This window comes from Prevotella sp. DNF00663 (assembly GCF_001553265.1).
Lineage (GTDB): Bacteria > Bacteroidota > Bacteroidia > Bacteroidales > Bacteroidaceae > Prevotella.
In genome coordinates, this window is sequence record NZ_KQ960629.1 from 46,362 (window position 1) to 60,820 (window position 14,459).

Genomic DNA, 14,459 nt, shown 5'->3' on the forward strand with positions numbered 1-14,459 from the left:
AAAAATAACAACTATGTCTGACAAAATGAAGAATCTAATAGTACGCTCGATAACGGGCGTGCTATTTGTCGTTATCATGGTGGTGTGCTTTTTCACCCCTCGTGCCATGGTATTTCTATTTGCTTTGATTACCGGATTGACCCTTTGGGAGTACACCGGACTCGTCAATGCACGTAAAAACGTACAAGTGAATCGATTTATATCGACCGTTGCCGGCGTCTACTTCTTCTTAGCTGTAGCCGGTTATCGCACAGGTATCGTCACCAACTTTATCGTCTTCGTACCCTATCTGCTGACGATTATCTACTTATTCATCAGCAATATGTACCTCAAGACGAAAGACCCCATCAACGACTGGGCCTATACCATGCTCGGACAGATGTACATAGCGTTACCATTCTCCATGATTAACATTCTGGCTTTCGAGTCTACAGCTGCTGACGGAAACGCTATTGCCTACGACATGCTGCTTCCTCTCTCCGTATTCATATTCCTATGGACCAACGACACAGGCGCTTATTGCTCCGGTTCGCTGCTGGGTAAGCATAAACTCTTCCCACGAATAAGCCCTGCCAAAAGCTGGGAAGGTAGCATAGGCGGTGGTATCTTGGTGCTGATAGTGGCTGCTATCATCGGCTATTATGCCAACCAAGGCGATACACCTCATACCCTTGGTATTGCCGGATGGATGGGATTAGGACTCGTTGTCGTGTTCTTCGGTACATGGGGCGACCTTGTTGAAAGCCTCTTCAAGCGCACACTTGGCATTAAAGACAGTGGCAATATTTTGCCGGGACACGGTGGAATGCTCGACCGTTTCGACTCTTCGCTCATGGCAATCCCTGCTGCTGTCGTCTACTTATATACACTAACACTACTTTAAAACAAACTCATTCAAACCATGAAAAGAATCTTACTCGCCTTCATAGGCGTGTTTTTGGCATGTCATATCCATGCCGCGCCGCCCGTCAAACGCTGGGGACAGTTGCAAGTCAAGGGGTCACAACTATGCAATCAAGCCGGTGAACCCATCTCATTAAGAGGCGTCAGTTACGGTTGGCACAATCTTTGGCCACGCTTCTACAACGAAAAAAGCTTGAAATGGTTGGTCAAAGACTGGAATGTCTCGGTGGTACGAGCAGCTATGGGCATCCAGATTGACAACAACTATCTAGACAATCCGGAGCTGGCCATGAAGTGTATGACGCCCATTATAGAAGGAGCTATCAAGAACAACATCTACGTTATCATCGACTGGCACGCTCATACGATGCACACACAAGCCGCCGTTGACTTCTTCAGTAAGATGGCGCAGAAGTATGGAAAGCATCCCAACATCATCTACGAACTGTATAACGAACCTGTGGAAGACTCTTGGGAAAACTTAAAAGAATACGCCCAAACCATCATCCGCGCTATTCGACAGCACGACCCGGACAATATTATCTTGATGGGATGCCCCCATTGGGATCAAGATATTCACCTTGTGGCTGCCAGTCCACTACAGGGAGTCAGCAATGTGATGTACACACTCCACTTCTATGCCGCAACTCACAAGGAATATTTGCGCCAACGAATGGTCGATGCTCTCAATACCGGCCTGCCTATCTTCGTTTCTGAATGTGCAGGAATGGAAGCATCGGGCGACGGGCCACTCAATATGGCTGAATGGCAGAAGTGGATTGACCTGATGGAAAGCAAGAAAATAAGTTGGGTCAACTGGTCTATCTCTGATAAGAAAGAAACTTGTTCAATGCTACTTCCTAGTGCTTCGTCTACCGGAAAATGGAAAGATACCGACCTAAACGAGTCGGATAAACTTGTCAGAAAGTTTATTAGGCAATATAATCGATAACGTACAACTATTAAAAAAGCGTGCTCCCTCACACCGAGAGAGCACGCTTTTTTGATACTACTACCGTATATACCGCGCTTCTAATAAGAGAATTTCACACCTGCGAAGAAGCAACGTGGTTGTCCCGGACCATAGATATATCCCGAATCACGTCCCCATCCACGGTCGAAATCGCGTTGATAATCGTTCGTAATATTCTGAATGCCGGCATTCACTTCCATCTTCATATAAACAGTAAGCGGCCATTCGTATGCCACTTTGGTGTTCAGAGTAAAGAAAGTTGGTGTCTGTACCGCTTCAGCAGCTACTTTTTTGCCATTCTCCAAAGTATGGGCGGCATGACCAACCAACATTGTCCCGGTGTAATTACCCGACAACGAGAGCGTCAATCGGCGTACAGGATGGAGCGATGCCGTGAAATACCCGTAGGTAGAGGGCGTGCGCAACATCTTCTTTACCTTGGGAGCAGCCTCGTCCCACTCTGTCAATTCGTCGTAAAGGCTACGTTGTAAGGTCAAACCTGCTTGAAAATCAAACCACCGACTCATGGCCACTTTCCCTTCAAAGTTTAGTCCAAATACCTTAGCACCACTACCATTGTAGCGTTCCTGCAAACTGTTTCCTTCACTATCCTTCTTTTCCAGATTGCGCAAAGCAAACACATCACGCAGCATTGTATAGAATCCTTCCACCAAGAAGTTGGTCTGCACATTGCCGAAATTGTGGTATAGGTCGGCCGAAAGACTGAAACTATGCGAGCGTTCCTCCTTGAGATTAGCCGCCAACTGTGTCATCACACGTTCACCACCGGCATAGCCTACATGCAAATCTTCATCAAATGCCTGTGGCGCACGGAATCCTCCGGCATACCCTATACGCAGACTGACAGCCTGCGAAGGATTATATCGCACATTGACACGCGGACTAAAGATGGCATGACGAATCATGGAATGCTTATCAAGTCGACCGCCTACAAGTAATGTCCAAGCCTCATTGCGCCATTCGTTTTGCACATAACCGCTATAGATACGTACCTTTTGCTCCAACAAATGATTATAGCCATTGATCTCATCCTTTAATCCATCGTAATGATACTCCCCTCCTAAGGTGAGATGAGCAGGCATAAAGCCCAGCTTAGCGAACGAATGGACATATTGACCACCCAACACATAGGTGAAATCACGCGTACGTCCGTAGGCTTTCAGAGCCGTTTCCACATCGTCGGGGGTACCCTCTGCAATACCGCCATAGTAACTTTTACGCTGCGTGGTGCCGAAAGAGAAATATGCTTTCACACGGTCGGCAGCACTACGCGAGATGAAATCATAGCTCAAATTACCACCATTCACGTTGTGGTCTAACTGTTCGGTGATGTTCGACTCATGCGGTGCACGCTCCAAATGATTGCCACCACGTCGGAACTCACCTATATGGTGCAGTTGCAAACGCAACTTGGAATAGGCATTGAGTTTATAAAAAGCATTCAAACCGAGCGTCTCATTACGCAGATTGGGTAGTTCGGTATATCCGTCACCATCATGATCGTAGCCCGGACGATAGTGGTATTGCGTGTAAGCAGACAACCCAGTCTTGCCATCTTCCGATACAATGGAGAGATTAGCCGTGGTATTGTTTTCTATACGTCCACTCTTCCCATTAATAGAAGTCAATGTATGAGCCACTTCAGCGGAGTTTCTCAATGGCTCACGTGTAATAATATTGATCGTACCACCTATAGCCGATGCCCCATACAGAGCAGAACCGCCACCTCTTACCACCTCTACACGTTCAATCATAGAAGCCGGTATCTGTTCAAGCCCATACACACCGTTGAGCGAAGAGAACGTAGGCCGCGAGTCGATAAGTATCTGTGAGTAGTGACCATCTAACCCGTTGATACGCACTTGTGAGAATCCACAGTTCTGACAGTTGTCTTCCGTGCGTACACCGGGCTGGAAATTCAGTCCTTGAGCCATACACATGGCATTGGTAGTCTTAAAGATTTTCGAGTCAATGACATTTACCAAGTTAGGTGCTTCGCGCCGTAATGTCTGCGTACGGTTGGCAGTTGTCACCACCTCGTCGAGCGAAATAGCATCTTCTTCGAGCGAGAAATTAAGTTCGGAAGAAACATTCTTCTTTGTCGTCACTTCCATCACAGCCGTCCGATAGCCCACCATCGTCACTTCTATTTGACAGAGTCTGAGTGGCAGGTTCTTCAAAAAGTAATGTCCTGTGGCATCGGTAGCCGTCTCTAAGGTAGTTCCTTTCACCACCACATGGGCATAAGGCAAGTGTTCACCGGTCTTCCTATCGACTACATGTCCATATACATTGGCTTCGGTTTTACTCGGTGGAGTGTCTGTTTCGGCATTCATGGGCAATAAGAATCCCATCAATGCCATACATAAAAATAAGCGTAATTTTCCTATCATACTTTAGTTTTATTTTGAGTTAAAATGAATTATAGGGGTAACTTGCTGCAAAGTTACTCCTATAGGTCCTGCTCTGCAATACTTAAAACTAGGCATTCTGCCCCATCATGATTTATCATGACCGACCGCCCCGTCGCTTTTCGTCCTCAATCTTATTCACTTTACGAAGTCGTATCCCCAACTTCTAACCACACACAAACCTATTTACTTACTCGCCTACTTGTCAACTACCAGACTGCAAAGGCTTGGCAGTTTTGCTGTCTCGGCTTCGCAGCATTGCTGAAACATCGAGGCAGCAATGTTGCGGAGCCTTTGCAGGATGTTGAGGGTAAAGAGTTTGAAAGTTAATTAATAAGTAAATGAGCAGACAAGTAGGCGAGTTAAAAATGGGAAGGTAGGAGTTTAGAAGTTAGTGGAAGTTGTGCCAAATGCTCACAACCACTTATGTGTCTCCGTTTTTCAGTCTAAATGCATAAAAACAAAGTACCTTCCGGCACCTTTGGCATACTACCTAAATGCTCTCATACGAACATCAATGCCGAGTCCGCTCGCAGCTTTCCGGATAGCGGTGGTATCGGTTGCCCCATAATGATAGGGATAAAGTACCTTCGGACGAATCATCCGAGCTGCCTCACGGAACTGCTTTAAATCGAGCGCCTGCGTATAATCGCATGGCAAAAAGGCAATGTCTATATCCTTCACACCACGCATTTCGGGCGTCAACTCCGTATCACCGGCAATATAAATACGGAATCCGTCAAGGTCGAGGATATAACCATTGGCCACGCCTTTGGGCGCATGACGACGCTTATCTTTCGTGATATTGTAAGCCGCAAGGGCAAAAACTGTCACATCGTCGTCCAACTCTGCCTTGAAACCATTACGCATCAGCACACAATGAGAATAAATTGTGGTCTTAGCAAGTTTGTTCATACAGCGCAAAGGCAACAGAATGTTGGTCGTATTCTTGGTCAGAAGGGCAATGGCATAGGGATCGAAGTGGTCTAAATGTTCATTGGTGACGATGATAAAATCAGCTTTAGGCTTATCGGTATAGTCGATAATGGGGCGTGAGTAACTGCTCACGGGGTCTACCTCGTACTCCAAACCACGGAAATTAATCTGAATGCTGGCATGCTTAATGGGCGTGATAACTACCTTCTCACCCTTGCGTGTGTAATAGGTATCACGCAATTTAGCTTCTTCACGTGCATTGCACGATACTAGGAGAACTATCAGCAAACCAACGAACCAACGCATACGCCCTACCCTTTCTTGCTTAATAAGTCGACCATGATGCGTGCAGCATTGTCCGGAGCCACCGTATCGCCAAGCTTACGGTGTACTTCTTCGTAACCTTCTAGCATCAGACTACGGTCTTTGCTATCAGCAAGAAGGGGTTCCAAGTGGCTCTTGATATTTGCCACAGAGAATCTATCGGCCAACAATTCGGGAACCACTTCTCTATCGGCTATCAAGTTGACCAAACTTATGAACGGTACCTTGATGATGTGATTGAACGCAAAACGAATGAGACGAGGCACCGGTGTCTCGTAGCAAACCACTTGCGGCACACGGAAAAGAGCTGTTTCGAGCGTGGCAGTACCACTGGTAACAAGGGCCGCAGAGGCATGAGCCAACAGCGCAAAGGTCTCATTCTTGACCATGTGAACGTCGCAACCACTCACATACTGCACATAATAATCATCGTCTATAGACGGAGCGCCGGCCAAAACAAGTTGGTATCCATACGCTTCGGCCAAAGGACGAGAAGCCTCTATCATGGCCGGTAAGTTGTCTTTTATCTCTTGTTTACGACTGCCGGCAAGCAAAGCGATGATAGGTTTACTCTCTTCCAAATGATGACGAGCGCAAAATTCGACTTTTGTCTCGTGATAATCTGTTAAGAACAGACGTACCTCATCGGCCGTAGGATTGCCCACATAATGGATGGGATAATGATGCTTTTGCTCAAAGAACGGAATCTCAAAGGGCAAAATAGAGAACAGTTCGTCTACATCCCGGCGTATAGACTTGATTCGCCACTCCTTCCAAGCCCATATTTTCGGTGAGATATAGTAATAAACAGGTATATCGGTATGGGCATGAAGAAACTTGGCTATATTGAGATTGAAGCCCGGATAATCCACCAAGATAACCACATCAGGTTTCCACTGAACAATATCCTGCTTACAGAAAGCCATATTCCGGAAGATGGTACGTAGATGGAGCAACACCGGAATGAACCCCATATAAGCCAATTCACGATAATGCTTGACACGCATTCCACCCACTGCCGACATCAACTCGCCCCCGAAGAAGCGGAATTGCGCCTCCGGGTCTATGTTTTGTAGCGATTTCATGAGATGAGAAGCATGCAAATCGCCGCTGGCTTCGCCTACAATGAGATAGTATTTCATATTTTCTTTTTAAAGGAGTTTGGGAAGTTAAGAAGGAAGTTAATGGGAGATAGAATTGGAGTAAATGGAAGTTAGGCAGAAGTTAACGGAAGTTATCAGATAATAGTCCATAATTTATAAGCTATAAAACATTTGTCCATTAACTCCCGTATCTCCCTTATAACTCCTGTTAACTTCCTTCTTATCTCCCATTAACTCCAGTTCTAACTCCTTACTTCTCCTACAACTCCCAGTTATTCACTTCTTTCACAAACTCATGAGCAGTGACATCCATCTGCGTAGGAGTAATAGCTACATAGTTATGAGCCAATGCCCAATAGTCGGTATCTGCAGCTTCTGGCTCGTCACAGTGGTACTCTCCCACCATCCAGAAGTAATCGAAATCACGCGGATGCCGCTCTTTGACCACCTCATTAATCCAGCGACCATAAGCCATACGGCATGCTTTAATACCATTAAAAGTATTACCTGCGGGGAAGTTCACATTCAGACAGATGCCTTTGGGAAGTCCCTCGGACAATACCTTTTGTACAATGCGTTGTACATACGGTGTCAATGGAGTCAAATCGGCATTCACATCGTAGTCGCAACTAGAGAAGGCTATAGACGGAATATACTTCATACACCCCTCCATGGCAGCTCCCATAGTACCGGAATAATGCGTGTTGACCGACGAATTGTCACCATGATTGATGCCACTCAAGATGAGGTCAGGACGGCGATCTTGGCAAAGCTGGTCGAGAGCTAGCTTCACACAATCCACCGGTGTACCATTACACGACCATACTTCAGTATTCGGCATATTGTGACGTGGCTTCAAACGTAGCGGAGTCGTGACCGAGAAAGCACCCGAAAAACCAGAACGTCCTGATTCAGGAGCAACCACCAAGACATCGGCAAAGTCACTAACCATCGCTACTAAACTCTTGATACCATTGGCATGATAACCATCATCGTTTGAAATTAATATAAAGGGTTTCTTCATTTATCTTATAATAATGTTGAATTCTCTACAAAAGTAGCAAAAAAAGGAGTAAAATACGGCCTTTTCAATGAATTATTGTAACTTTGCAACTAAAACCGTAACGACAACAGCAATAACAAATGGGAAAAATAATCGCATTAGCTAATCAAAAAGGCGGAGTGGGAAAAACCACTACAACTATCAACTTGGCGGCCTCATTGGCGACCATGGAAAAGAGCGTGCTAGTTGTAGATGCCGACCCACAAGCCAATGCTTCCAGTGGATTAGGCGTGGATATAAAAGAGGTGGAATGCTCTCTCTATGAGTGTATCATCGACCATGCCGACGTACGCGATGCCATCTACACAACAGATATAGACGGTCTGGATATTATCCCCAGCCACATCGACCTTGTCGGTGCAGAGATAGAGATGCTCAATCTGGAAAGTCGCGAGAAAGTACTCAAAAAACTTCTTGAGCCCATTAGAAGCGAATATGACTACATCTTGATAGACTGTAGCCCGTCTCTAGGGCTCATTACGGTGAACGCTCTTACGGCAGCCGACTCTGTTATCATCCCTGTTCAATGCGAATACTTTGCCTTGGAGGGTATCAGCAAGTTGCTCAATACCATCAAGATTATCAAAAGCAAGTTGAATCCGAAGTTGGAAATCGAAGGATTCTTGTTGACCATGTACGACAGTCGTCTGCGTTTGGCCAACCAAATATACGACGAAGTGAAGCGCCACTTCCAAGAATTGGTATTCAAAACCGTCATTCAGCGCAATGTAAAACTAAGCGAAAGTCCTAGTCATGGCCTCCCTGTGATACTTTACGACGCCGATTCTACCGGTAGCAAGAACCACTTGGCATTGGCCAAAGAGATTATCAATAAGAATAAGTAATGTGAGTTTCTGAGTTTTTGAGTCCATAAGTTCTTGATCAAAACATCCCGCTTATATAGTCAAAAACTCATTAACTTATCAACTAAAGAACTCATCAAGCACTATGGCAGTACGCAAAAAATATAATAACCTAGGAAGAGGACTCGACCAAATAGGCAGAGGACTGGATGCACTAATATCCACAGAAGGAGTAAGTACTCAAGGTTCGTCGACTATCAACGAGATTCCTATCGAACAAATAGAGGCAAATCCAAATCAACCTCGCCGCGAATTCGACCAAGAAGCATTGCAGGAACTGGCAGCAAGTATCCGTGAAATAGGCATCATCCAACCTATCACGCTACGTCAAACTGCTGAAAATCATTTCCAAATCATTGCCGGCGAACGTCGTTGGCGTGCTTCACAATTGGCCGGACTGACCGCTATTCCAGCCTATATTCGCAAGATTAGCGATGAGAACGTGATGGAAATGGCATTGGTGGAAAACATACAACGCGAAGATTTAAACTCCATTGAGATTGCTTTGGCCTATGAACATCTGATGGAAGGAAGCGGTATGACCCAAGAAAAGGTATCAGAACGTGTGGGCAAAAGCCGTACGGCAATTGCCAATTATCTGCGTCTTCTTAAGCTTCCGGCACAAGTTCAGATGGCATTACAGAAGAAAGAAATCGACATGGGACATGCTAGGGCACTGCTCGCTATCGATAGCCCATCACTCCAAATCAAACTTTTTAAGGAGGTACAAAAGAACGGTTACTCTGTCCGACAGGTCGAAGAGATGGTTCAACATCTCAAGAATGGCGACGATATAGAGAGCGGGCGGAAGAAGATTATAGCTAAAAGACAACTTCCGGAAGAGTTCGGTATCTTGAAAAAGCGACTTTCCACTTTCCTCAACACGAAAGTTCAGCTCACTTGTTCTTCTAAAGGGAAGGGCAAAATCAGTATCCCTTTTGCCAATGAAGAAGAACTAGAGCGTATCATGAACATCTTCGATAAACTGAAAGATTAAGCCTACGTGAAAGGTTTGACTCACATATTGTTCACTGCGTTGGTCATGTTATCGCCTTTATCGGGACGTGCCCAGTACTCAATGCCACAAGATACCACAACCATTAAGGTATCCCAAGCATTAACACATAAGGACAGTCTCGCTTTGACATTGACTGATAGCATGACTCTTAAAAAGCAAAAAAGAGACTGGACAACATGGCGGCCTAGTCCGAAACGAGCACTTTGGCTGGCTTTGGTGATGCCCGGAGCCGGACAGATATATAACCGTAAGTTTTGGAAACTACCTATTATATATGGTGGAATGGTCGGTTGTGCTTACGCTATCAATTGGAACAACCAAATGTATAAGGACTATGCCAAAGCATACCTAGACTTGATGGATGACGATCCAAATACACAAAGCTACAACGATTTTCTGCATTTAGGAGCTAAGATAAACTCTTCGAACATATCTACCTATCAGAATCTGTTCAAAAAACGTAAAGACAGGTTTCGCAGATGGCGCGATTTGAGCATCTTCGTATTGATAGGTGTGTATGCTCTCTCCGTCATTGACGCTTATGTTGATGCCTCTCTTTCTGAGTTTGATATATCCAACGACCTCAGTTTAAGAGTGACACCCACCATCATAAACAATCAGACAGAGCGCAATCCATTTAAAGCCGGTGCAGTAGGATTGAACTGTAGCCTGAACTTTTAAATAAGAAACAAAAGAATGAAAAAACTTTATCTACTCGTTATCACTATGATGTTCGGTGGGATTTGCAGCATGCAAGCCCAATCAAATGATGACAACGAAATCACAGTGACCGACGCGCAAGGGAAGAATGAAGTAATAGAACTCCCCGAAGCTATGACCCAAGAGCTGGACAGTCTGCTCCATCTTTATAATTCAAAGGCCTACTTGAGAATTGATACAAGCTGTAACATGCCCGACATCAATCCTATGTACGATCGCAAAGTGTACAAGGAACGCCTCAGCAAGTTGCCAACTATCATCGAAATGCCATACAATGATGTGGTTCAGAAGTTCATTGATCGCTATAGCGGACACCTCCGTCGCTCTGTAGCCTTTATGCTTGGAGCACAGAATTTCTACATGCCTATCTTCGAACAGGCACTGGAAAGCTACGGTCTTCCATTGGAATTGAAATATCTACCGGTCATAGAATCAGCCTTAAATCCGCTTGCTGTGTCGCGTGTAGGTGCTACCGGACTATGGCAATTCATGTTAAGAACAGCCAAACGGTATAATCTTGAAGTCAATTCTTTGGTTGATGAGCGTCGCGATCCCGTCAAAGCATCGTATGCAGCAGCCCACTATCTGAAAGACTTATACGACATCTATGGTGATTGGAATCTTGTCATTGCCGCCTATAATTGTGGTCCCGACAAAATTAGCAAAGCCATGCACCGTGCCAAGCATAATGACTACTGGCAAATATATCCCTATCTTCCACAAGAAACTAGAGGATATGTACCGGCTTTCATAGCCGCCAATTACATCATGAACTACTATTGCGACCACAACATCTGTCCTATGACGACCGATTTACCGGGCAAGACAGACACCGTAATGGTAAACCGTGACATTCATTTTGAGCAACTATCACACGTTCTAGGTATCAGCATTGATCAGATACAAGAGCTGAATCCGCAATATCGTCGCAACATTATCAATGGCAGCAATGGCTTAACCGCACTCCGTCTACCCTCTGCTAAGATTACAGAGTTCATCGATAACGAGAAAGCTGTCTATGCTTACGGGCCTGACGATTTGGCTATGAAGCGTAAAGAAGTGGCTGTCAACGACGACATACCATCTTATCGACCAAGCAAAAGCTACAGTCATCGCAGTTCATCATCATCACGTCGCCACAAAAGAGAGAAGAGAAGCCGTGGCAAGAGTATTACCATTCGCCAAGGAGACACGCTCTCTGAAATCGCAGCACGCAACGGTACGACCGTTAAAAAACTGAAGAAGCTGAACAAAATTTCCGGTAATAGCATCCGCGCCGGAAAGAAGATAAAAGTGAAATAAGAACCTTTAACCGATACCATCCTATGGACGAGCATACTTTGAAAGAGCAAAACCGCGAACTAGCGGACAATCAATTGATTAATGATGCGTTCCAACATCTACTAGATACCTACTTGGCTTCACGCCATAGGAAGAAGGTTGACATCATTACCAAGGCATTCAATTTTGCCCGTCAGGCTCATAAAGGAGTGCGACGACTCTCCGGTGAGCCTTACATCATGCATCCTATAGCCGTCGCACAAGTTGCTTGCGAAGAGATGGGGTTAGGTTCTACAAGTATCTGTTCGGCTCTACTCCACGATGTTGTAGAAGATACCGACTACACAGTAGAGGACATTGAGAATATGTTTGGGCCTAAGATAGCCCAAATTGTAGACGGTTTGACAAAAATTAGCGGTGGTATCTTTGGTGACAAAGCATCTGCTCAGGCAGAGAATTTCAAAAAGCTTCTGCTCACCATGAGCGACGATATTCGCGTCATCTTGATTAAGATATGCGACCGTCTACACAATATGCGAACGCTGGATAGCCAACCTGCCAACAAGCAATACAAGATAGCGGGCGAGACTATGTACATCTATGCTCCGCTGGCTAACCGACTTGGCCTCAACAAAATCAAGACAGAGCTCGAAGATCTCAGCTTCCGTTACGAACATCCGGAGGAATATGCCAAGATAGAACGGAAACTTGCTGCCACCGAAGCACAGCGCGATACACTGTTCGCTCAGTTCACTAGTCCCATCAAAGAGGCTTTGGATAAGATGGGAGTTCAATACGAAATCAAAGCAAGAGTGAAGAGTCCTTATTCTATTTGGAATAAGATGCAAAACAAACACGTCACTTTCGACGAAATCTACGACATTCTTGCCGTTCGCGTTATCTTCACTCCGAAATCACGAAACAACGAAATCAACGAATGCTTCAACATCTATGTAGCCCTCAGTCAGATATATAAGAGCCATCCGGATCGTCTGCGCGACTGGCTTAACCATCCCAAAGCAAATGGCTATCAAGCACTCCACGTGACGCTGATGAGCAAACAAGGCCGATGGATTGAGGTACAGATACGTAGCGATCGTATGAATGAAGTGGCCGAACAAGGTTTCGCCGCCCATTGGAAATACAAGGAGGGGGGCGAGTACACAGAAGACGAAGGCGAACTTAACGACTGGCTTCGCACCATCAAAGAAATTCTTGACGACCCACAACCCGATGCGATGGACTTTCTTGATGCCATCAAACTCAATCTGTTTGCATCAGAAATCTTCGTATTCACGCCCAAAGGAGAGATTAAAACGATGCCCGCCGGCTGTACGGCTCTCGACTTTGCTTTCCAAATCCATACATTCTTAGGTAGTCATTGCATCGGTGCCAAAGTCAACCACAAGCTTGTACCGCTCAGTCATAAGCTGCAAAGTGGCGACCAAGTAGAAATACTGACAAGCAAAGCACAGCATGTTCAACCTTCGTGGATTAACTTTGTGTCTACCGCTAAAGCCCGTGCCAAGGTACAAGCCATCCTCCGTCGCGATGAACGAGCATTACAAAAGAAAGGTGAGGAACTGCTCAACACTTGGCTACAGCAGAACGATATGCAGATGTCGGCGTCTATTGTAGATAAGCTCTGCGATGTTCATGACGTCCAAAAACCTGAGAGTTTCTTCCAAGCATTGGCCGAAAAGAAAATCATTCTTGAAGCCAAAGACTTGGACGGGCTTATGGGTAAGCCCAAGAAAGAATCCACATCGCTGGGTTGGCGTAAATACGTTCCATTCTTAGGACATAATAAAAAAGAAGATAAGACTGCCGAAAAGAAGCCGGAGACATTTATTGTAGGCAAAGACTTCAACCGCAAGAAGCCACTCATCATCAATGAAGACAACATCAGAACGTTTATCTTCCACAGTTGCTGTCACCCCATTCCCGGCGACGATACGCTCGGCTATATCGACAATAAGGGACAGATAGAGATACATCGTCGCAACTGTCCGATTGCAAGCAAGTTGAAAACGAGCTACGGCAACCGCATCCTTGCCACCCAATGGGACATGCACGACCAGATGTTCTTCGATGCAATCATCGAATTACACGGTATTGATCGCAAGGGAATGCTACACGATGTCGCTGAAATCATATCCGGTAAGATGGATATTAATATCCACAGAGTCACTGTCACTAGCAACGATGGCATCTTCGATGGCGTCATTGAAGTACGTGTACACAACCGTAATGAGGTACGAGAAATCGTTGCCAACCTCCGGCAAATAGCCGATATGCAAGAAGTACAATACATCAAATAAACACAAACACCTTATTCCATGAAACACAGCCGACTACTGTTGGCATCCATTCTTGCCATTTGCTGCTCGCTACATTTGCAAGCCCAATCTATCGATACCGTCAACGTAGCGCAATTTGGTGCTCGCGCCAATAGTTTTGAGAATTGTACCAAAGCGCTTCGACAGGCTATCGAATACTGTCGTACACACCATGTCAAAGTGCTTACATTTGAGAATGGGCGCTACGATTTATGGCCTGAAGGAGCACAACGACGCGATTTCTACATCAGCAACACCTCTTCCGAGATAGAATGTCCGTCGAAAACCAAGGTCATTGGCTTGTTACTCGACAGCCTCCAAAACCTGACCATCGAGGGCAATGGAGCCACTCTCATGTATCATGGCAAGATGACGATGCTCTCCACTTGGCACAGTAGCGAAATCAAACTCCATAATCTGCATTTCGATTTTGAGCGTCCGGGCGGTTCAGAACTCACCTACATAAAGCAAGATGGAAAAGCCACACTAATTTGACCCACGCTG

General features: G+C 45.5%; 13 protein-coding genes. 9 read left to right on the plus strand and 4 right to left on the minus strand.

Annotation, left to right across the window (positions count from 1 at the left end):
* The first annotated feature begins 13 nt into the window (after positions 1-13).
* Positions 14-883 carry a phosphatidate cytidylyltransferase gene (locus HMPREF3034_RS07355; protein WP_036898914.1) on the plus strand — a complete coding sequence of 290 codons (870 nt, stop codon included), beginning with the start codon at positions 14-16 and terminating at the stop codon, positions 881-883.
* 18 nt (positions 884-901) lie between these two features.
* The gene (locus HMPREF3034_RS07360; protein WP_062434440.1) at positions 902-1,855 is read left to right on the plus strand and encodes a glycoside hydrolase family 5 protein; all 954 of its coding nucleotides are present in this window, start codon (positions 902-904) and stop codon (positions 1,853-1,855) included.
* A gap of 80 nt (positions 1,856-1,935) precedes the next feature.
* Here the strand turns inward: HMPREF3034_RS07360 and HMPREF3034_RS07365 are convergent, their stop codons facing one another.
* Complete coding sequence (locus HMPREF3034_RS07365; RefSeq protein ID WP_062434443.1) at positions 1,936-4,290, minus strand: TonB-dependent receptor; 2,355 nt, start codon at positions 4,288-4,290, stop codon at positions 1,936-1,938.
* A 117-nt stretch (positions 4,291-4,407) separates the two neighbouring features.
* On the opposite strand from HMPREF3034_RS07365, the gene HMPREF3034_RS12840 reads away from it, so the two are divergent.
* Positions 4,408-4,638, plus strand: a complete 231-nt coding sequence (locus HMPREF3034_RS12840) for a hypothetical protein (RefSeq protein ID WP_197421740.1) — start codon at positions 4,408-4,410, stop codon at positions 4,636-4,638.
* Between the two features lie 159 nt (positions 4,639-4,797).
* Here the strand turns inward: HMPREF3034_RS12840 and HMPREF3034_RS07370 are convergent, their stop codons facing one another.
* From HMPREF3034_RS07370 to surE, 3 genes are all read right to left on the minus strand, one after another.
* Positions 4,798-5,550, minus strand: coding sequence for an MBL fold metallo-hydrolase (locus tag HMPREF3034_RS07370; protein ID WP_036898904.1), 753 nt, complete (start codon positions 5,548-5,550; stop codon positions 4,798-4,800).
* Positions 5,551-5,555: 5 nt separating this feature from the next.
* Positions 5,556-6,710, minus strand: coding sequence for a lipid-A-disaccharide synthase (gene lpxB / locus HMPREF3034_RS07375; RefSeq protein WP_036898901.1), 1,155 nt, complete (start codon positions 6,708-6,710; stop codon positions 5,556-5,558).
* Positions 6,711-6,930: 220 nt separating this feature from the next.
* Positions 6,931-7,695, minus strand: a complete 765-nt coding sequence (surE, locus tag HMPREF3034_RS07380) for a 5'/3'-nucleotidase SurE (protein ID WP_036898897.1) — start codon at positions 7,693-7,695, stop codon at positions 6,931-6,933.
* Between the two features lie 119 nt (positions 7,696-7,814).
* Between surE and HMPREF3034_RS07385 the strand changes: the two genes are divergently transcribed.
* The 6 genes from HMPREF3034_RS07385 to HMPREF3034_RS07410 all read left to right on the plus strand — a co-directional run bounded on the left by HMPREF3034_RS07385 (position 7,815) and on the right by HMPREF3034_RS07410 (position 14,450).
* Entirely contained in the window at positions 7,815-8,579 is a 765-nt protein-coding gene (locus HMPREF3034_RS07385) for a ParA family protein (RefSeq protein WP_036898894.1), read from the plus strand.
* Positions 8,580-8,682: 103 nt separating this feature from the next.
* Positions 8,683-9,594, plus strand: a complete 912-nt coding sequence (locus HMPREF3034_RS07390; protein ID WP_036898891.1) for a ParB/RepB/Spo0J family partition protein — start codon at positions 8,683-8,685, stop codon at positions 9,592-9,594.
* A gap of 45 nt (positions 9,595-9,639) precedes the next feature.
* On the plus strand, positions 9,640-10,296 hold the full coding sequence (locus tag HMPREF3034_RS07395) for a DUF5683 domain-containing protein (protein WP_062434447.1): 657 nt from the start codon (positions 9,640-9,642) through the stop codon (positions 10,294-10,296).
* A 15-nt stretch (positions 10,297-10,311) separates the two neighbouring features.
* A complete protein-coding gene (locus tag HMPREF3034_RS07400; RefSeq protein ID WP_036898885.1) occupies positions 10,312-11,637 on the plus strand; it encodes a lytic transglycosylase domain-containing protein in 1,326 nt (441 codons plus the stop codon).
* Between the two features lie 23 nt (positions 11,638-11,660).
* Positions 11,661-13,937, plus strand: coding sequence for a RelA/SpoT family protein (locus HMPREF3034_RS07405; protein ID WP_062434450.1), 2,277 nt, complete (start codon positions 11,661-11,663; stop codon positions 13,935-13,937).
* An 18-nt stretch (positions 13,938-13,955) separates the two neighbouring features.
* Positions 13,956-14,450: a glycoside hydrolase family protein gene (locus HMPREF3034_RS07410; RefSeq protein ID WP_156431071.1), complete on the plus strand. Its 495-nt coding sequence runs from the start codon at positions 13,956-13,958 to the stop codon at positions 14,448-14,450.
* The last annotated feature ends 9 nt before the right edge of the window (positions 14,451-14,459 follow it).